At 59.0% G+C, this 19,642-nt stretch carries 20 protein-coding genes; 9 read left to right on the top strand and 11 right to left on the bottom strand.

Annotated features, from left to right (window positions below; all coding sequences use genetic code 11):
- Window positions 1-86: 86 nt before the first annotated feature.
- Window positions 87-605: a CoxG family protein gene (locus tag HW561_RS18770; RefSeq protein WP_176866909.1), complete on the bottom strand. Its 519-nt coding sequence runs from the start codon at window positions 603-605 to the stop codon at window positions 87-89.
- Between the two features lie 138 nt (window positions 606-743).
- Between HW561_RS18770 and HW561_RS18765 the strand changes: the two genes are divergently transcribed.
- Window positions 744-1,832 (top strand): CaiB/BaiF CoA transferase family protein, encoded by a 1,089-nt coding sequence (locus HW561_RS18765; protein ID WP_176866908.1) that lies wholly within the window; start codon window positions 744-746, stop codon window positions 1,830-1,832.
- 80 nt (window positions 1,833-1,912) lie between these two features.
- Here the strand turns inward: HW561_RS18765 and hemE are convergent, their stop codons facing one another.
- Entirely contained in the window at window positions 1,913-2,947 is a 1,035-nt protein-coding gene (gene hemE / locus HW561_RS18760; protein ID WP_176866907.1) for a uroporphyrinogen decarboxylase, read from the bottom strand.
- Between the two features lie 106 nt (window positions 2,948-3,053).
- Here hemE and hemC point away from each other — a divergent pair, with 106 nt between their 5' ends.
- On the top strand, window positions 3,054-4,025 hold the full coding sequence (gene hemC / locus HW561_RS18755; RefSeq protein ID WP_176866906.1) for a hydroxymethylbilane synthase: 972 nt from the start codon (window positions 3,054-3,056) through the stop codon (window positions 4,023-4,025).
- A gap of 217 nt (window positions 4,026-4,242) precedes the next feature.
- On the opposite strand, the gene HW561_RS18750 is transcribed toward hemC, so the two are convergent.
- The 7 genes from HW561_RS18750 to HW561_RS18720 form a co-directional block, all read right to left on the bottom strand.
- A complete protein-coding gene (locus HW561_RS18750; protein WP_176866905.1) occupies window positions 4,243-5,514 on the bottom strand; it encodes an aspartate aminotransferase family protein in 1,272 nt (423 codons plus the stop codon).
- 1 nt (window position 5,515) lies between these two features.
- Window positions 5,516-6,619 (bottom strand): mandelate racemase/muconate lactonizing enzyme family protein, encoded by a 1,104-nt coding sequence (locus HW561_RS18745; RefSeq protein ID WP_176866904.1) that lies wholly within the window; start codon window positions 6,617-6,619, stop codon window positions 5,516-5,518.
- Window positions 6,616-7,722 (bottom strand): mandelate racemase/muconate lactonizing enzyme family protein, encoded by a 1,107-nt coding sequence (locus HW561_RS18740; protein ID WP_176866903.1) that lies wholly within the window; start codon window positions 7,720-7,722, stop codon window positions 6,616-6,618. Before HW561_RS18740 ends, HW561_RS18745 begins: the two co-directional genes overlap by 4 nt.
- A complete protein-coding gene (locus tag HW561_RS18735; RefSeq protein WP_235962983.1) occupies window positions 7,719-8,003 on the bottom strand; it encodes a cupin domain-containing protein in 285 nt (94 codons plus the stop codon). Before HW561_RS18735 ends, HW561_RS18740 begins: the two co-directional genes overlap by 4 nt.
- An 84-nt stretch (window positions 8,004-8,087) precedes the next feature.
- Complete coding sequence (locus HW561_RS18730) at window positions 8,088-8,666, bottom strand: dimethylsulfonioproprionate lyase family protein (RefSeq protein ID WP_176866902.1); 579 nt, start codon at window positions 8,664-8,666, stop codon at window positions 8,088-8,090.
- Window positions 8,663-9,745: an alcohol dehydrogenase family protein gene (locus tag HW561_RS18725; RefSeq protein WP_235962982.1), complete on the bottom strand. Its 1,083-nt coding sequence runs from the start codon at window positions 9,743-9,745 to the stop codon at window positions 8,663-8,665. Before HW561_RS18725 ends, HW561_RS18730 begins: the two co-directional genes overlap by 4 nt.
- Complete coding sequence (locus tag HW561_RS18720; protein ID WP_176866901.1) at window positions 9,745-12,198, bottom strand: FAD-dependent oxidoreductase; 2,454 nt, start codon at window positions 12,196-12,198, stop codon at window positions 9,745-9,747. Before HW561_RS18720 ends, HW561_RS18725 begins: the two co-directional genes overlap by 1 nt.
- A gap of 67 nt (window positions 12,199-12,265) precedes the next feature.
- On the opposite strand from HW561_RS18720, the gene HW561_RS18715 reads away from it, so the two are divergent.
- The 6 genes from HW561_RS18715 to HW561_RS18690 are packed head-to-tail and all read left to right on the top strand — an operon-like array spanning window position 12,266 to window position 16,660.
- Complete coding sequence (locus tag HW561_RS18715; RefSeq protein ID WP_176866900.1) at window positions 12,266-13,153, top strand: MurR/RpiR family transcriptional regulator; 888 nt, start codon at window positions 12,266-12,268, stop codon at window positions 13,151-13,153.
- Window positions 13,150-14,241 carry an aromatic ring-hydroxylating oxygenase subunit alpha gene (locus HW561_RS18710; RefSeq protein WP_176866899.1) on the top strand — a complete coding sequence of 364 codons (1,092 nt, stop codon included), beginning with the start codon at window positions 13,150-13,152 and terminating at the stop codon, window positions 14,239-14,241. Before HW561_RS18715 ends, HW561_RS18710 begins: the two co-directional genes overlap by 4 nt.
- Complete coding sequence (locus tag HW561_RS18705) at window positions 14,234-14,653, top strand: GFA family protein (RefSeq protein ID WP_176866898.1); 420 nt, start codon at window positions 14,234-14,236, stop codon at window positions 14,651-14,653. Before HW561_RS18710 ends, HW561_RS18705 begins: the two co-directional genes overlap by 8 nt.
- A 5-nt stretch (window positions 14,654-14,658) precedes the next feature.
- Window positions 14,659-15,477 carry an aspartate racemase/maleate isomerase family protein gene (locus HW561_RS18700; RefSeq protein WP_176866897.1) on the top strand — a complete coding sequence of 273 codons (819 nt, stop codon included), beginning with the start codon at window positions 14,659-14,661 and terminating at the stop codon, window positions 15,475-15,477.
- Between the two features lie 41 nt (window positions 15,478-15,518).
- Window positions 15,519-16,259, top strand: coding sequence for a sulfotransferase-like domain-containing protein (locus HW561_RS18695; protein ID WP_176866896.1), 741 nt, complete (start codon window positions 15,519-15,521; stop codon window positions 16,257-16,259).
- A gap of 17 nt (window positions 16,260-16,276) precedes the next feature.
- Window positions 16,277-16,660 (top strand): carboxymuconolactone decarboxylase family protein, encoded by a 384-nt coding sequence (locus HW561_RS18690; protein WP_176866895.1) that lies wholly within the window; start codon window positions 16,277-16,279, stop codon window positions 16,658-16,660.
- Window positions 16,661-16,665: 5 nt separating this feature from the next.
- Here HW561_RS18690 and HW561_RS18685 read toward each other — a convergent pair whose 3' ends face one another.
- Both HW561_RS18685 and HW561_RS18680 read right to left on the bottom strand, forming a co-directional pair.
- Window positions 16,666-18,285, bottom strand: a complete 1,620-nt coding sequence (locus HW561_RS18685) for a hypothetical protein (protein WP_176866894.1) — start codon at window positions 18,283-18,285, stop codon at window positions 16,666-16,668.
- 31 nt (window positions 18,286-18,316) lie between these two features.
- Window positions 18,317-18,628: a hypothetical protein gene (locus tag HW561_RS18680; protein ID WP_176866893.1), complete on the bottom strand. Its 312-nt coding sequence runs from the start codon at window positions 18,626-18,628 to the stop codon at window positions 18,317-18,319.
- Between the two features lie 68 nt (window positions 18,629-18,696).
- Between HW561_RS18680 and HW561_RS18675 the strand changes: the two genes are divergently transcribed.
- A complete protein-coding gene (locus HW561_RS18675) occupies window positions 18,697-19,638 on the top strand; it encodes a YcaO-like family protein (RefSeq protein WP_176866892.1) in 942 nt (313 codons plus the stop codon).
- The last annotated feature ends 4 nt before the right edge of the window (window positions 19,639-19,642 follow it).

Here is a 19,642-nt window from a genome sequence, read left to right as displayed (position 1 = left end):
CCCCGTTCTGCCGGTGACACTAACGCGCCGGATCGGGGCGGAACAGGTCAATTCCGCACAGTGCTTTGCGCATTTTTATCAGGGGATCAGTCGCGCCCCGTCAAACGACCCAACCAGCCTGTATTACCCTCGGCATCAGCGTCGTCTGCAACTTCTTCTGTCGGACCTTCAAAATACTCTTGCAGATTGGCAAAGAACTGGTCGGCCATTTTCCGGGCGAACCCGTCGATCAGGCGGCTGCCCAGCTGTGCCAGTTTACCTCCGACTTTGGCATCCACATCGTAGCCGAGAATGGTGCCTCCGGTTTCGCTGGGTTGGAAAGTCACCGTTGCGCTGCCCTTGGCAAACCCTGCTGCACCACCCTTACCCTCACCGGTGATGGTGAGGCTTTCACCTTCGACCAGGTCCGACATGGTTACAGAACCCTTAAACGTTGCCTTCACGGGGCCGACCTTTTGCACGACGACCGCCTCATACCCGTCTGTCGGATTGCCCGAGACCTCTTGCGCACCGCCCACACAAGCCTTGAGCACCTCGGGGTCCAGCAGCGCCGCATAGACCGCCGTCGGTTGGGCTTGTATCGCGCGCGTGTCACTCATCTGCATGTGTCAGCCCCTTTGCTGTTTCGTGCCCGGACATCGATGATCTAACGGTGAAAGGCACGTTCAGGCAACCTCCTCAGGGGAAATCCCCTTGCAATCCAGCAAATCACCCGGAAAGTCTGGACCCAGCGGAGGAGCCTGATGCTGAACGGATTGCGTGTCATTGAAATCGAAGGGCTAGGGCCCGGCCCCTTCGCGGCCATGTTGATGGCCGATCTGGGGGCCGACGTTGTCACCATCCACCGTAAGGGCGGTGGTGTCACGCCGGGCATGCCGGAACGCTCGGTTCTGGATCGCGGCAAGCGGTCCATCGCGCTGAACCTCAAAGACGATGACGATCTAGCGGTTGCTAAACGCCTGATCGGCACAGCAGATGCGCTGATCGAAGGGTTTCGCCCCGGCGTGATGGAGAAACTGGGTCTGGGACCGGAACCCTGCCACGCACAGAACCCGAAACTGGTCTATGGCCGCATGACCGGGTGGGGGCAAGACAGTCCTCTGTCAGATACAGCCGGGCATGACCTGAACTACATCTCCCTGTCCGGCGCGCTCTGGTACGCATCAACCCCGGATCAGGCGCCGCAGACACCCGCCACATTGGTCGGCGATATCGGCGGCGGAGCCATGTATCTGGTCGCCGGCATTTTGGCCGGGTTGCTCAATGCGCAGAGAACAGGCCATGGCACCGTTGTCGATGCGGCCATCTACGATGGCTCGGCCCATATGATGAATCTGTTGATGAGTATGCGCCAAACCGGCAACCTATCCGAGGCACGCGGCCAAAGCCTGCTGGACGGACCCCATTGGAGCCGCACCTATACCTGCGCAGATGGAGGGTTCATTACAGTTCAGTGTCTGGAGCCCAAATTCTACACCCGGTTCCTGCACCTGATGGGGTTATCCAACGACGACACATTCCAGCAGCAATTCAACCCCTCCCTCTGGCCGGATCAGACGCGCTGCCTTGCTGCGATATTCCTGACGCGCCCCCGCGACCACTGGGCTGATCTGTTCCGTGGTACAGACGCCTGTGTCGCCCCAGTTCTCAGCCCCGAAGAAGCACAAACGCACGAAATGAGCATTACCCGCCAAACCTGGCTTCAGGTAAACGGCACTCTGCAAGCAGCCGCAGCGCCACGTTTCTCCGACCACCAATGGCATCCGAAACCCAGCCCTGCCCGGGGTGAACACACCGATGAGATTCTCGCAGGCCTGAACGCGCAGAGCTGATCCGCGTCTTCATCTGGCCCAAAATACCTCGGGGGTTGAATTGGCCAATGGCCAAGAAGGGGGCTGGCCCCCTTATCGGGTTACCGCCCGCGCACCGTATCGATCATCAACTGAACATTCTCGGGATCCGCATCTGGCGTGATGCCGTGGCCCAAGTTGAAAATATGCGGGCCTTTGGAAAATGCATCGACAATCTGACGCGTCTCAACCACCAGCGCCTGACCACCCGTCACCATATGCGACGAGGCCAGGTTGCCCTGCACACAACCATCCACCTGAACATTCTCAGCCGCCCAGACCGGCGAAACCGAATTGTCCAGCGCCACACAATCAACACCAGTTGTTTGGGCAAAGCCAACATAGCCTTCGCCGGCCTCACGCGGGAAACCAATCACGGGAATGCCCGGATGACGAGCCTTGATGGCCTGCGTAATGACGCTGCACGGCTCAACCACGTATTTTCGGAACGCATCGCCTTTCAGCGATCCCGCCCAGCTGTCGAAGATTTTCACCACTTCGGCCCCCGCCTCGATCTGGGCCGAGAGGTATTCGATCGTGGCCGCCGTGATCCGATCCAACAACGCTTCGAACAGAGCGATGTTTTCTTCGCGCAGCGCATGGGCCGGACCCTGATCCGGAGTGCCACGCCCAGCGATCATGTAAGTGGCCACCGTCCACGGCGCACCGGCAAAACCAATCAGCGTTGTCTCGGATGGCAATTCCCGCGACAGGATACGCACCGTCTCATAGACTGGAGACAGGGTGTCATGGATCGCTTCGACCGGTTTCAGCGCGTCGAATTCGGATTGCTGCGTGATTGTCGACAGGCGCGGGCCCTCGCCGGTGACAAACCACAAATCCGCACCCAGCGCCTGCGGCACCAACAGAATGTCTGCAAAAAGGATCGCCGCGTCGAATCCATAACGGCGGATCGGTTGCAACGTCACCTCGGCGGCCAGTTCGGGATTGTAGCAAAGAGACAGGAAATCGCCCGCCTGTGCGCGCGTAGCGCGGTATTCCGGCAGATACCGCCCCGCCTGACGCATCATCCAGATCGGCGGTACATCCTGCACTTCGCCCGCCAGCGCCCGCAGCAGTGTCTTTGTCTCGGCCATCTTCGCCCCCAGTGTTCCGGTTTTGGCAACGGGTCGTCCTTCGGCGTCAATTTGTCAAGCTCAGCCCCCATTGTCAGGGCAATGTGACGCGACTAAAGCTGTGCATATGACTTTGACCCTGCCCACCCCCGCATCGCCCCTCAGGATTGGCACCCGTGGTTCGCCACTGGCTCTGGCCCAGGCCTATGAAACCCGCCAAAGGCTGAGCGACGCGTTTGACCTTCCGCAAGAGGCCTTCGAGATCGTCGTGATCAAAACCACCGGCGACAACCGGGCCATGATTGATGCCGACCGACCACTTAAAGAGATCGGCAACAAGGGGTTGTTCACCAAGGAAATCGAAGAGGCGATGTTGCGCGCTGATATTGATATCGCCGTGCATTCGACCAAGGACATGCCGGTCGAACAGCCCGAAGGGTTGGTGCTGGACACGTTCCTGCCGCGCGAAGACGTGCGGGATGCCTTTATTTCTCCGCATCTGCAATCAATTCACGATCTGCCGGATGGCGCCGTGGTTGGCACGTCCTCGCTGCGACGCCGGGCGCAAGTGTTGAACCGACGTCCGAACCTGACTGTGGTTGAGTTTCGCGGAAACGTACAAACACGCCTGAAGAAACTGAACGACAAAGTGGCGGATTGCACCTTTCTGGCCATGGCGGGCCTCCGCCGTCTGGGTATGGATGAGGTTCCCGCGACGGCGATCTCTACCGATGACATGCTACCGGCAATTGCCCAAGGGACCATTGGTATCGAGCGTCGCGGCAATGACAGCCGCGCTGCCGGGATGCTTGAGGCCATCCATCACGTTGAAACCAGCCATCAATTGGCAGCCGAGCGGTCGCTTCTGTTGGCTCTGGACGGATCGTGTGAAACGCCAATCGCCGGGCTGGCAGAAATCCAGAACGGCCAGTTGCGGTTGCGCGGTGAAGTCCTACGCCCTGATGGGTCCGAGGCCATTGTCGAAGAATCGTCTGGAGCGGTTGAAGACGGGGCCGAAATGGGCCGTGCGATGGCTGAGATTCTGCTGAAAAAAGCAGGGCCTGGTTTCTTTGAATGGAGAAATTCAGAAAAAGTTTAACGAATGTGACCTGCTTCACTGTCGCAGGCCAAAGAGTCAGGCATTAAGGTGGCATACCGATTGGAAAGTCGGGTCAGTCTCGAAAGTATCGAAAAGTTTCAGATTGTTGGTGTTTTAATTAGTATTCGAGGGGGCGAGACTGGCCCCGGACTTCAAAAGGTAGCGGGTCGCTGTTGGGTTCAACAGCGACCCGTTTACTTTTGCTCTCACCACACGTTCAGCAGATCGAGGCCACTGCCCGCTGCACGGCATCGCGTGTCTGTTCCAGATCGACATCGGTAATCGCCAGCGACGGGTACAATTTACCCGGCGCTTTGAACACGCCATGCGCGCGCAGAGTCGCGTTGTAAGTGGCATTGCGCTGCGGATCGTCATGCTTGGCACTGCGGTAATCGCGGCAGGGGCCGTTGGTAAAATAGATGTCGAACAGGGTTTCATCCCCACAGATCCGGTGCGCAATACCCACCTGCTGCAACGCGTCCGATTGCATCTGCTGCAAGGCCCGACCGGTTTCGCGCAAGCGATCATAGGTCCCGTCACGCCGCAGAATCTCCATCGTCTTCAACCCTGCCACAGACGCTACCGGGTTGCCGGACAGGGTGCCCAGCTGCATGAGCCAGCCATCTGCACCCACCCGGGATTTATCAAAATGTTGCATGATCTCGGCATTCGCGCCCAAGGCTGCCAACGGAAAGCCACCACCGGTGATCTTGCCAAGCGTACAGATATCCGGAGTCACCCCATATCTTTCCTGCGCGCCACCATAGGCCAGTCGGAAGCCAGTCACGATCTCGTCGAAGATCAGCAAGACATTATGCTTGTCGCACAGGTCCCGCAGCCCCTGCAGATAGCCGGGCAGAGGTGGAACGATGCGCTGTAGCGGCTCGACCATGATCGCGGCAATATCATCATGTTCGTCCAGCAGGTTGGACACCGCCTCAAGATCGTTGAAGGGTGCAATCAGAACCTGCTCGGCCACGCCGTCCGGGATGCCCGCGCTGTCCGGAACGGCCTGCGGGAAATTCACCTCGCGGCTGGGCGCAAGGCTCATCTGCGCTTCGGCGCTCATCCCGTGATAGCCACCTTCGAATTTCAGAATCTTGGTGCGCCCGGTATAGGCGCGGGCCAGACGGATCGCATACATATCCGCCTCACCCCCTGATGCCACAAAGCGCACCTGTTCGCAGCAGGGCACGGCATCCACGATGGCCTCGGCCAATTCGACGCCTTTGCTGTTATTGGCAAAAAACGTCATGCCTTTGGGTAGTTGTTCCAGTACAGCCTCTATCACCTCGGGGTGGCCATGGCCCAGCAGCATCGGCCCGGATCCGATCAGATAGTCGATGTATTCCGCGCCATCCTCGTCCCAGACGCGACTCCCCTCACCCCGGGCGATAATGATGCCGGGGTCGAAATTGCCAAAGCCTCCGGCTGGCAAAACAGCCTGTGCGCGGGCGATCCATTCGGATTGGGTATTGATCTTAAGCATCTCAAACGATCTCCAAAATCGGGGAACCAAGAATGTCGGGGTCTGGAACCACACCTAAACCCGGTCCATCCGGTGGGGCAATCCTGCCGTTTTCACGTATCGGTGCATCAGGGCAGGCACGTGGCGAAACGTAAGACGACAGATCACATGTGTTCAGCAATGATCCGTGTGGGGTCGATGCCGCAAAGTGCAGCGAGGCAGCGGTCACGATATCTGATCCCCAGGTGCATTCGGCACAGATCTCGGCGCCCAGATGCACACACAAATCCCGCGCCCGACGCATGGCCGAAATCCCGCCAAACTTTGACAGTTTCAGCGCCACTGCATCCATGCAGCCCAGTTCGTACGCCCGCAGCAGTGAGGCCAGATCATAGGCGTTCTCGTCGATCTTCATCGGCAACCCGGTCGCCCGCCTGACGGCGGCGCAATCTTCCAGCGTTTTGCAGGGCTGTTCCAGCATGACATCCAGATGCGCCACAGCGCGACCGGTTCTCGTGGCGTGCAGACGCGAAGCGCCGCAGTTCCAGTCGCCATAAACCAACGGTCCCGGTCCGACGGCTTCGCGCACTTTGGTCAGACGTTCGGCGTCAGCCTGCCAATCCCCTTCGACGCCCAGCTTGACCTGAAACTGACGAATACCAGTCTGGTACGCGGTCTGGGCAATCCGCGCCATTTCATCCGGGGCGATGCAGGTGATCGAGTGATACAGCGCCATATCCTGCCGCGTGCGTCCCCCCAACAGAGCATAGACTGGCAGGCCAGATGCCCGCCCAAACAGGTCCCATAGTGCGATATCCACGATAGACTTTGCATAGGCGTGACCCTGCAGAAACCCATCCAGTTTGCGCATCGGCGCGTCGACACCAAAGGGGGACATACCAAGGATTTCAGGCCCCATCTCCGCAACCGCACCCGGCACGCCATCAGCGAATGCAGGCAGGTAATGCGGGATCGGACAGACCTCGCCCCACCCTTTCAGGCCGGTGTCCGTCTCAAGACACAGGATATGGGACGTCACGGTCGCGCAAGTCTTGCCGTCTGCCATATGATAGGTCTCATGACTGGTCAGATCGACAGCCCAGAGCGTTATCCTGGTGATCTTCATCCATAGACTCCGACCGGATCGCCCAGCGCGTCTTCGTCGGGATGTACGCCAAGTCCCGGTGTTTCGGACAGGTGCAAATGCCCGTCGACATTGCGCGGCCCCCGGCCACCCGCGATGTCGACCGTAATCATGTCCTGACAGGCCCAGACTGCATGACAGTTATCGTCCGGAATGGTAGCGGCCAGATGCAGAGCCTCGGTATCGGCCAGAACCGATCCGCCGGTTGCCATGACAAACATGTCGATCCCATGCGCCAGCGCGATGTCCCGCATCCGCGCGGCCTTGGTCAGACCGCCAACCCTGTTCAGTTTGATCCCAAACACTTCGGCCAGCCCACCGCGGGCAATCCGTGCGGCGTCCTGCAAGGTCACGAGGCTTTCATCAACCGAAACGGGCGAGGCATGGCGGCCCGAGATTGCGGCAATGTCATCCAACGACTCGCAAGGCTGTTCGAACATCACGTTCAAGTCCTCGCAGGCCGTCATGACCCGCAGCGCTTGCTGACGGGTCCAGCCCCGGTTCACGTCATAAAGGACAATTTCACCGGGACGCCGAATGCTCTCCACATCGCGCACACGAGCGATGTCCCGTTCGACATCACCACCGATTTTCACCGAATGGGCGACGTAACCGCGCTGCCGATACCGGTCCATCACCGCCCGCGTTTCATCCACGGTCTTGGCGCCGACCGAGGATGCAATCGGGCGCGGGGTGCGTGACCCGCCCCCCATAAGGTCTGCAATCGGCAAACCCGCCGCCTGACCGGCTATATCCCAACAGGCCATATCGATCGGGCTTTTGGCATAGAGATGCCCGGGCAAGGCAATGTCCATCGCCCGCTCGACGTCCAGCATCCGGCGCGGGTCAAGCCCCAGCACAAAGGGGGCCATCGTCTGAATTCCGGCACGAATACCCGGACCATGGGCGGGCACATAGGTGTGCCCCCAAGGCGTACCCTCACCCCATCCGATCAGGCCGGTATCCGTTTCAATTTTGACCAGCGTTGCATCGAGTGTTTCGAACTTAAGCCGCCCGCCAGACAGCCAGTATGGATGCTCCAACGGCAAGTCGACATGATAGACCGAAATGCGTGCAATCTTCATTTTAGCTCCACTTCGACAAAGGACATGGACGTGTCCCCGGCATTGATCACATTGTGTTCGACCCCTTCGTCGCGGCGATACGCGGTTCCCGCTGGGACCATTACGTCGTTGACCGTTCCGTCCGGTAACTCGAGACGCATGTCGCAATCGGTAACAGCGGTGATGACGTAATCCATCGCGTGGCAATGCCATCCGGTTTCCGCACCGGGCGCAAAATCAAAACGCGTTACCCGCACGCGGGCGTCGTCAATCATTTGGGTTGCAACAGCTTGCTGTTTCATAGGGTGAACTCCTCTATCGGTGCGCTAAGTCTGTCGAAATCCGACGCGTCACCCAAATCTGACCTGTTCGCTCTATGAAGTTCATCATGCGGCATCCATCTGGGGCAATTCACCCATACCTTCGCCGCGCCACAAGACAAGTGTCAGGATCGGCTGATCCGCCGTAACCATCGCGTGGCTCTGCCAGCTTGCATGCATGCGGGTCTGATTTGGGCCTACAAAGGCTTCCTCTCCGTCGATCCGGAACATCGCCCCTCCAGCCAGTGTCAGATACAACTCTTCGGCTTTGTGGCTGTGCCAATCATAGTTCAGACCGCTCCCCCAAAAGGCGACATAGCCCCGCAACTGGTTCGAATAGAAATGTCCAGTTGGACCAAACAGCTCGTAGTACCCATAGCGGTTGAGGAAATCTGCACCGACCTCTTCTTCGGTATAAGTGAGTTTCCAATGCGCCAGATGCGCCGTGGCTTTGATGGCCGCGACCAGATCCTGCGTTGCTATATTCCCATACAGATCAAACTCGCGCACCAGATTTGCAGCCGGTACAAGGCTTGGCTGCAAGCCCGATGGACTCAGATCATCGGGCCATGGCCCAAAATCCGCAAGGTCGGGATGTGCCCGGTGTAAGTTCCGCGCGGCCCCCAGAACGTCATCCAGTGTCATGGGATCACCACGATGTTGCCGGTGTGCTGTTTTGCGATGAACGCAGCCTGAGCATCCCGCAGTTCCTCCAACGGATAGGTCGCAGCAAGGGCAGGTTTGATCTCTCCGGCTTCGATGTATCTCACCAGATTCTGCATCACCTGAGGATCGATCACGGTCGAGCCTGTAAAGGTCAGATCTCGCAGATAGAAAGTACGCAGGTCAAATTCGACCATCGGCCCGGCAATCGCGCCCGAACACGTGTACCGCCCGCCACGTTCCAGACTGTCAATCAGATGCGGCCAGTAGGGGCCGCCAACCACGTCAGCCACCACCGTGACCTTCTCGGACCCCAGCGCATCGCGCAAATTTTCAGGCGCGCGCGGCACGATAAGATCCGGACCCAGCTTGGCCACGTCTGGATGTTTGGCCTCGGATGCCATTGCGATCACGCGTGCGCCGCGACGCTTGGCCAGTTGCACCAGCGCCCCACCCACGCCACCAGAGGCACCGGGGACCAGCACAGTGTCATGTTCAGTGACGGCTGCGCGGGTCAGCATCCCCTCGGCTGTGGAATAGGAGCAGGAGAATGTCGCCAGTTCAGCATCGGACAGGTCCGATGTGATTGGAACAGCATTCACTGCAAGAGTCGTAGCGTACTCCGCAAACCCGCCGTCCCGTTCCGACCCGAAATACCCGGTCTTGTCCATATTCCCGGGATCTGCCGGATCGCGCAGCCACCCATCTGTGATGACCCGCTGTCCGACGCGGGCGCTGTCCACGCCTTCGCCTACGGTCACAATGTGACCACAGATATCGGCCCCCTGAATGCGCGGGAAAGTGATCGGCGCACCGCCCCATGTCGGGTCATCTTCTCCAACCTCATCGAACGCACCCCCGGTTGTCGCGTCGGTCACGGTCTTCGAGTACCAGCCCGAACGGGTATTGACGTCGGTATTATTGAGACCACAGGCAGCGACACGGATCAGCACTTCTCCGGTGGCGGGCTCCGGACGTGGCCAATCCTTGTGCAGCACCATCTGCTCCAAACCGCCGTGGCCCATCGTGACCATGGCTTTCATCGTGTCAGGCAGGGCCATCATGCAGTCTCCAGTATGGCGTCTGTGCGGGGCAACAGGCTTTCGGGGTCATAGGCAGGTTCACCCAGAACGCGGGCCGCGCGGGGTTTGCCGTGGATCACGACCTGCAACGCGGTTCCGGGGGTTGCGGCATCGGGTTTGATATAGGCAAAGGCCAGAATTTTGCTGACGGTGTGGCCGTAAACAACCGAAGCGGTCGAACCGACGACACACCCGTCCAGCATGACCGCCTCGCCGCCATGGCCGTCGATTTCACCATCTGGTTCGATCTCGAGATAGGCGCAGATCCACGGCAAATCGGAATTCAGCGTCTTATCCTTGCCCAGATATTCCTTGTCGGTCCGGGCAAACCGCAGCACATCCGCCTCGGCCAGAGTGACTTCGTTTGTCAACTCGCCCGCGCCTTTGAAACCCTTCTCCATCCGCATCACGTTCATGGCGAAGCTGCCGTAGTCAGTGATGCCATACGGCTCACCCGCCGCCCAAAGCGCTGTGTAGACATCCAGGCAGGCAGCGTTGGGCATATGCAGCTCCCACCCCAGCTCGCCCGGATAAGACATGCGGAAGGCCCAGATCTTGTGACCTGCAATGATGATTTCCTGCGCCGACAGCCAGCGGAACCCGGCATTGGTCAGGTCGGCATCGGTGCAGCGGGACAGTACGTCCCGCGACCGGGGCCCATTCAGTGACAAAGCAGACCAGTCGGCGGACAACGCGGTGATCTGCACATCCTCATTCGCGCGCTGCTGCGCCAGGTGATCCAGCAGGCGCTGTTCGAAAAAGGCCGCACAGACCAGATAGAACCGGTCCTCGGCCATGCGAACGATGGTAGTCTCCAGTTCGATCCGCCCACGCCGGTTCAGCGTGTGGGTCAACGTAATTGAACCGGCCTTTTGCGGCATCCGATTGGCGGTCAGTCGGTCTAGCAGAGCAAAGGCATCCGGACCCGCAACCTCGACCTTGGTGAAGGCCGTCACGTCCATGATGCCGACGCGTTCGCGCACGGCTCTGACTTCGGTCGCGACCATGTCATCGGCTGGCGTGCGGCGGAAGGAATAGTGATCGCGCTGTTTCACATCGCCCCGCGCAAACCAGCGGGGGCGTTCGAACCCGTAGACTTCTTCGTGCACCGCGCCTTTGGATTTTAACAGATCATGTAACGGAGACGGCTTGATCGGTCGTCCCGCCAGACGATTGAAATGCGGAAAAGGGATTTCGTGGCGCAGGCAGTAATCTTCTTCGGCCTTGATCACCTGCCAATTCTTGGTGGCATAGTTGCCGAACCGGCGCGGATCATATTCCCGCATCGAGATATCGGCCGCCCCATGCACCATCCACCGCGCCAGTTCGCGGGTCAAACCCGGCCCCCAGCCGATGCCGATCTGGGTTCCGCAGCAGCACCAATAGTTACGCACGCCGGGCGCAGGCCCGATCAGAGGGTTGCCATCCGGGGGATGCGAAATCGCGCCGTGCACATCGCGCTGAATACCCAATTCGGCAAAGATCGGCATTCGGTTCAGGCTTTCCTCAAGCCACGGCATCACCCGGTCGTAATCCGCGTCGAACAGCCAGTTTTCGTATTCCCATGGGCAGTGATCATGCCAGACCGAGTTCGGGTTCTCTTTTTCGTAAATCCCGATTAACCCGCGGTTTTGCTCCATCCGGATATAGCCCGAAACCTTGCGGTCATCGCGGATCACCGGCAGTTCTTTACCCAGATCCTGAAACTCGGGCACCGGCTCGGTGACAAAGTAGTGATGCGTCATCGAGGTCATTGGCAGTTGCAGCCCCGACCATTCGCCCATTTGCCGCGCATAGGTGCCGCCCGCATTGACCACATGCTCGCAAGTTATGGTGCCCTTCTCAGACTCGACCACCCACTCACCATTCTCGGCCTGTGTGATATTCGTCGCCCGGCAGTTGCGTACGATACGAACGCCCTTCTGACGTGCCCCTGCAGCCATCGCCATGGTCACATTGGTTGGGTCGACATGACCGTCATCGGGCGTATGCAGCGCGCCCAACACGCCGTCGAGGTTATAGAACGGATGCAGCTCGGCCACCTTCTCGGGGCCGACCAGTTCAATATTGAACCCCAGCGACCGACCCACTGACAGCGTGTGGCGCAACCAGTCCATCTCGTCTTCGGTATAGGCCAGCCGGAACGACCCGCAGCCGTGCCAGGTCACCGCCTGCCCGGTTTCGGCCTCCAACACGCCGGAATACAAGCCAATGTTGTAGTCCACGCACTTGCCCAGCCCAAAGCTTGAGATCGAATGGGTGATCTGACCCGCCGCATGCCAAGTGCTGCCACTGGTCAGCTCAGCTTTTTCCAGCAGAACGGTGTCATTACCCCAGCCCTCATGCGCCAGATGATAGGCCAGGCCAACCCCCATGACTCCTCCGCCTACGATGACCACGCGGGCATGTGACGGCAGTTCGTTCCCGGACATGATTTTCCTCTTCCCGAGTCGCTTTTCTGCTCGACAGGCTAATTCCACATTTGTACCATCGTCAATCATGAATGACACAAATGTATCATCTACCGCCTTGGACCGCCTGACCGAGGAATGGGACGCCCTGACGCCCGAGGCGCAGAAGGCCGCACGGTATGTGTTGGAAAACCCAACGGATGTCGGAGTTTCGACCGTGCGCGAGATTGCCGAAGCCGCCCGCGTCAAACCCAACACCTTTGTGCGCATGGCCCGGCAGGTGGGCTTCGACGGGTACGAAGATTTCCGTGCCCCCTTCCGCGATGCCATCCGCAAAGGTCACGTGTCGTTTCCAGATCGTGCCAAATGGTTGCAGAATATCGGCAAGTCGGGGGAATTGGGCGGGTTATATGCCGACATCATCGGCGCCACGATCCGCAATATCGAAGAAACCTTTGCTGGGATCGACGCCGCGCGCCTGAAATCCGCCGCCGAAGACATCTGGAACTGCCGTCAGATCTTCACACTGGGCGTAGGCGTCAACAACTCGAACGCGCGCAACTTTACCTATCTTGCGTCCACCGGGATGAAACAGTTCCATGCCATCCCCCGCCCCGGCTCAACCCCTGTCGATGATCTGGCCTGGGCCGATGGTCAGGACGTGCTGATCGCGATCACCTGCCACCCCTACCGGACCGAGGTGATCGAGGCGATCAAACTCGCCCGCGAACAGGGGCTGACCGTCATCGGCATCTCTGACAGCCCGGCCAGCCCGGTGATCCTGAACGCCCATCACGGCTTTGTCGTGGCCGCCGACACGCCGCAATTCTTTCCGTCCTCCGTCTCAACCATTGCCCTGCTGGAAACGCTGCTGTCTTTTGTGATTGCCGTCTCCAGCGACGAAATCGTCGAACGGGTCGAACGTTTCCATCGCCGCCGCCACCAACTTGGCCTCTACGCGGAAGAGCCCGAATGAACGCGCCGCTCACCCACTCGCTTGATGCCCGCTATTACACCAACCCGGATATCTTCGAGCAAGAAATGCAGGGCCTTTTGGCCCGCACATGGCAATTCGCCGGGCATGTGGCACAGATCCACGCACCGGGCGACTATTTTGCGTTCGAGATTGCCGGACAAAACCTGTTCTGCATCCGGGGCCGCGATGGGGAAATCCGGACATTCTACAACGTCTGCCAGCACCGCGCGCATGAGATGGTATCGGGCACAGGCAGAACCCGCGTTGTCGTTTGCCCCTATCATTCCTGGACCTACGAGCTGACCGGCCAGCTGCGCTCCGGGCCCAATATCAAATCCGTCCCCGGCTTTGACCGCAGCGCGATCTGCCTGACCTCGGTCCGCACCGAAGTGTTCAATGGCTTCATCTTCGTCAACCTCGACGATGATGCAGCACCTATGGATGAATGGTACCCCGGCGTGCGCGAGGAAATCCGCGCCTTTGTGCCCCATATCGACGATCTGGAACCGCTGGAATGGGTCGAGATTCCCGAAAACTGTAACTGGAAAGTCAGTATCGAGAATTACTCGGAATGCTACCACTGCCCCACCAACCATCCCACCTTTGCGACAGGCGTGGTCAAGCCCGAGACCTATGACATCCAGCCCGACACCAGCGGTGGCTATGTCCTTCGGCACACGACCGAATGTCAAAGCCTCGACAAAATGACCTATCCCATCGACCTATCAGTGCCCCATGCGGGCGATTACCAGTCGTGGTTTCTGTGGCCCATGTTCTCGTTCCAGTGCTACCCGGGCAATGTGTTGAACACCTATCACTGGCGCGCGGCTGATGCCGATCACTGCACCGTCTGGCGCGGCTGGTACACCGAGGGCGGCTCGGAAAGCGCGGTGATCCGTCAACTGGCCGTTCAGGACCGCGAAACCACGGTTGAAGAGGACATCCATCTGGTCGAAAGCGTGCATCGTGGCCTCAAATCCCGCGGTTACCGCCCCGGCCCGCTGGTCCTCGATCCCGGTTGCGGCGTGATGTCGGAACACTCGATCGCCCGGTTGCAGCAATGGATGCGGGAGGGCGTAGATGGCTGAACTAAACGGCCAATGCATGTGCGGCGCGGTGAAGTGGTCTTCGACCGGCAAGGTCACGCGCCGATTGTCCTGCCATTGCAGCGACTGTCAAAAGGCTACGTCTTCCCCCTTCACCACCTTCCTCGGGCTGGCCCCCGAAATGGTCAATTGGACCGGCGAGATCAATCACTATGAAAGCTCCCACGGGACCCACCGGGGGTTCTGCCTCAAATGTGGCTCACGCCTCTATTTTCGGTCTGACAAATGGCCGGGTGAAATCCACATCCACTCCGCGACACTGGATGACGCGTCTGACTACATCCCTGACGCCCATGTGGTCATGGGCAGTGCGGCCTCATGGCTGCGACTGGCGGATGACATCCCCAAACATCAGAGTTTTCAAGCCGACCCCACTGACCCGGACAAGGAATAAACCGCATGCTGATGCCCGGTGAATGGCGCCCGGAACACAAGCTGTTCCCCTATCAGGTGGGCTTTACGTCTCCGCCATTCGACTTTGACGCGGCACCGTCAGATTTCCTGCGCATGTGTCCAGAGACAGTCGGTGTGCATGGCTGGATGCTGCACGTGCCGGACTATGTGCATGGGTTGGATCAGCGAAAGCAGAATTTCGGTTTGCTTGACGATTTTGTCCACTGCATGTCCCGCAATGGTGCCGATGTCTGCGGTCAGGTGGGGTCCAACTGGGTGCATGCCTGTGGGCTGGGTGTCGAAGGCGTGCGGCAGCATTGCGAGGATCTGTCCGACAAGTACGGCATCCGCTTTCACATGGCTGGTTATGCGATAGTGGATGCTCTGCGCGAGATGAATATTGAGAAAGTGGCGCTAAACGCGGCCTATCACTGGCCCGAATGGTGGCAAGGCACGGTCAGATTTCTGCGCGAGGCCGGGTTCGACGTGGTTTGGGTTGGAAATTTTCACGATCAGGGATGGTTTGACAGTCAGGAAGAAGTGAATAAACAACGCTGGGTGTTCGATGGTGATCTTGCCTTGAAAAGCTTTGAATACGTCGCTGACAAAGCCCCGCAAGCGGACGCGATCGTTATCAATGGCATGTGTAATTTTCGCACCGGTCCCGACGGCCTGCCCCAGCGCCCGTTGCATCTGGCCGATCGGTTGGAAAGCGCCTTGGGCAAGCCGGTCATTGGCCACGATATCGCGCTTTATTGGCGCATCTTCAAATCGCTTGGGTTGGCGCCTGCGACACCTCACGGGCAACTTCTCAGGCGATTGTAAGCACCAAAATCAGGCAAGACCGATCGTCCGAAAGGAACAACATGCACAAAATCCTCGCGCTCTGGGCCGTGCCCCGATCCACGTCGACAGCGTTTGAATGGATGATGCGGCAACGCGGTGATCTGGACTGTTTACACGAACCGTTCGGCGAGGCGTGGTATCAAGGCGAGGAACCGCTATGGCATCGCTATCAGTTGGGCGAAAAAACGACGCCGGGCCTGACTCTGGACAGCGTATGGGCGGACATCCGGGCGCGTTCCACCAAAGGACCCGTCTTCTTCAAGGATTTCCCGCATTACATCAACCACATGTGGGACGCCGAGTTTCTATCGCATTTTACCCATGCGTTCCTGATCCGCGACCCGGCAAAAACCATCACTTCGATGTACAAGCAATGGCCGGACTTTGCCGAAGGCGAGGTTGGGTTTCCTGAACAACGTGCTCTGTTCGATCTGTTGACCGCCCTGAACGGAACACCCCCACCGGTGATTGACAGTGATGACTTGCTGGAAGATCCACACGCCATGACACAGACATTCTGCGAAGCCGTGGGCATTCCCTTCCTTGAGGAGGCGCTGAACTGGGAGGCAGGTGGCGATCCATCGGCGCACAGTTGGTGGGATGGCGGATCGTTCCATTCCAACCTTGCAAACTCGACCGGTCTTGCCCCACAACCCCGCAAATACATCTCGATCACTGACGCGCCGGACCGGGTTAAACAGGTGCACCGCCGGATGAAACCGCATTATGATCATCTTTATAAACACCGCCTGACACACTGAAGAACCGGAGACCTCGCATGGCAGATATTTTCGACGAAGACCTTTTTCTGAAAGGGTTGGAGCAACGAAAGGGCACGCTCGGTGCTGAATATGTTGAAAAGAATTTAGCGGCGGCGGATGACTTCACCCGCCCATTTCAGGAAGCCATGACCGCCTGGTGCTGGGGCTTTGGGTGGGGGGATGATGTAATCGACGCCAAAACGCGGTCGATGATGAACCTGTCGATGATCGGTGCGCTGGGCAAGATGCATGAATGGGAACTCCACTGCAAAGGCGCGATCAACAATGGTGTCACCAAGGAGGAGATCCGCGCCATCATCCACGTGATCGGAATTTATTGCGGCGTTCCGCAAGCGCTCGAGTGCTTTCGTGCCGCCCGAAAGGTGCTGGACGCGGAGTAAGCCCTCTACAGCCCCGCAGCACTCAGAAGGTTTGCCACATCCGTGTAGTGGTTCTGATTTTTGAAACAGGCCGGCCAGGCCCAGCGCTTGGCCGTGAAACCCGGTTGCAGTTCAAGAATGCGGCGGGCATGGCGGCGGGCCAAGGACTGGTTTCCGGCGGCAACCGACAACATGCACAAAACTACCCGTGCACGCACGCTGCCGGGATCCACGCGCAGCACGTTATGCGCGTGCTGCCACGCTGCCTTATCCTCTAGCAGTGCCATGGCCATGGCAAGATTGGCCTCGATCCAGATCGGGGGGTGTGGAGTCAGTGCAAGAGCCTGCCGATATACGGCAATTTCAGCCTCGAGCTGATCGTCATACCCAAGCAGGCCAGCGTAATAACCCAAAAGCTCGGGGCTGCTGTGAAACCTGTCCACGACCTTGCGCATCAAATGGCAAGCGTCTTCGGTTTTGCCAGCCACATTGCAAGTAAAGGCCTCGAGTGCCGCACAATACGGATCAGTCGGATGTTTCGCACGCAGGCTTACGCACTTGGCATCCACTTGCGCCAATGTCTGTTCGGGTACGTTATCCATTCCCAGTCGGATCAGGTCCAACCGGCAAAACCCGATTGCAACGATGGCTGGCAGATAATCCGGATCACGCTGCAGACAGGTCTCGTATTGACGAATTGCATGAAACAGCCCGGTCTCGGTCGTATGGCTTTCCTGAATGCGCCCGTTTTGAAACGCCGTCCACACTTCGGTCGAGGTGCCGCGGGCCGACCAGATCTCGGACCAGTGGCCATCGCGCAGACGCAGTTGCAGGGCCTCGACCACTTTCATGGCGATCTCTTCGACCGCGTCAAACGTATCCTGTTTGCGAAAGCGGAACCGCTCGGTCCACAGGCAAATCTGATCCGAGGTCGAGGTCAGCTGTGCGGCAACCCTCAGCCCTTCGGCACCGACAACGCTGCCACTCAGAACATAGCCGTCGACCGGACCCTCTTGCCGGCGCGCGTCGCGCAGTTCGATAACATCCGACAAAGTGCCCAGCAGGAACAGCAGTTCATCACGTATCGACGTCGCAGCCACAGCAATGTCGGGGGTGTCCCCGACAACCTCCATCGGTTCGACCACGACGGCGGGACGCTGACGCCCCCACCGCGCCGGGACAAGTCCACCCAGCGGACCCGGACCACCTTCGCCGGTGTCGATATCCCAATAGGCCTGCCGTTCGACGGCAAGCCATTCTTCAAACTCGGGGTCAGCAACATCCAGCCCCTCTAACAGCTCGGCCCGATCCGGCTGAAGCTGTTCGTCGAAAAGATCAACCTCGGCCTCAGCCAGGTTGATGGCCACGTTCCCGCGCCCGACATCCAGAAATGTCAGGCCGAAAGCGCCAAAATGTTTGGTCAGAACGCTCAATTCCTTGCGCAGGGACGCCGCGCCCTGTGCCGGTGAGCTTTGGCTCCACAGCCGATCCTGCAGCCAGATCCGGCTGCGGATCGTATTCTTGGACAACACCACCAAGGCGACAAGTGCCTTCGCCTTGGTGCCACGCGGAGTTGCATCCCGGCCATCGTCGCAAATCACCTGGAACGGGCCTGTCAGGAATATCTTGGTCCGCGCCGTTGCCACGTAGGTCCCTCAGATGAGCTGGGATACCACGCTACTTGCCGCAGCCGTAGACGACGATACCGCCCATTGCTTCGTATACGAAGTCACAGCACCAGCAGTCGTGATCCGTATTGTCTTCTGTGATCTTGTCGCTCAGATCCGGGATGATGATGTTAATCATCTTGTCCGTGTCATAGACAAATTTGACGTCGAGGTGCTCTCGGTCCGCGATCATCTCGCGAATTTTCATTTCCGCCTCTTCTTCCTGACCTTTGGACCCAACTGCTCGACCACGCGCGGCCTTCAGGACCTCGCAGCCCAGATCTTTCAGAGAGTAATTCGGATTGAGCGTCAATCGTGCCATTTCAAATGTCCTTCCCTCGAAACCACAACCATTTGTATAACTCCTTATCTTGTTATCCGGAAACGAAAATGACTGACACGCTGATTGAACGGGCCGAAACGGCAAGGCTCATTTCCAAACCATCCTTTGCCGAATTTCCAAAGGCTGCGCCAATCCACGCCGCCTTTCGTTTGATTGAGCTGCGGGACGGAACCCAGCCACCCGTTGGCGCCATGGCGCGACGCCTGTCTTTCGGTACTGCGCGCACCCGAGAAGATGCGGCGCGGCTGGCCGGATTCGAGGCGATCGAACGGTACGCGCTGCAATTCAGTTCCGACGCGCCCGAAAACCGTGAAAGCCTGATCGGGTCGGACGGCGCGACCCATGTGATGCCAAACCACGCACTGGCTTTGGGCGCGCCGGACACCAATGGACAGATCACGTCCAAAGGTGCTGCGGCAGGTCCTTCGTACGAGGCCGCAGCGTTGAATGCAGTGCTGGAATGTCTGGAGCACGCGCTTGATCCCCAAGCCTACGCCTACGCGCTGCCCGCTGAGGCGATGCCGCAGGATCTGACTGAGTGGCTGGCCGCCCACCTGCGTCAGTTGGACATTCATCTTGCTCAGGTACCGGGCATCGGTCTGTTGATCCGCGCGGTCTGCGCCGATTCTGATGGCGGGCGACCGACATATGGAACGGCGTTCTCTGCCAATCTGGAAAACGGCATCTGGCACGCCGCATCCGAGGCCGTGGTGTCCTGGCGAAACATGGTCACTCTGGACCATACCGGTGTCACACAGGACGGAATGGATGAGGAAGAAGCGCGGCTGTTCCAACTGTATCGCGGCGCCCGCGGGGATCGTCCGGTTTCTCCAACTGCGCGCTTTGACGTCGACGGTTGGCAGGCACCCGAACCGACTTTGGGCGCGGCGCTGAATGCAGCGGCCGAGGCCGTAGGGCAACACGTCGCGGTTTTTGACATGACCGCACCGGAAATTCCGTTGCCAGTGGTCAAGGCCGTCCCGGTCTAGGCAC

Origin of the sequence: Ruegeria haliotis (assembly GCF_013377785.1) — a bacterium.
Taxonomy (GTDB): domain Bacteria; phylum Pseudomonadota; class Alphaproteobacteria; order Rhodobacterales; family Rhodobacteraceae; genus Ruegeria; species Ruegeria haliotis.
This window is presented reverse-complemented; position numbering and strand designations above follow the sequence as displayed.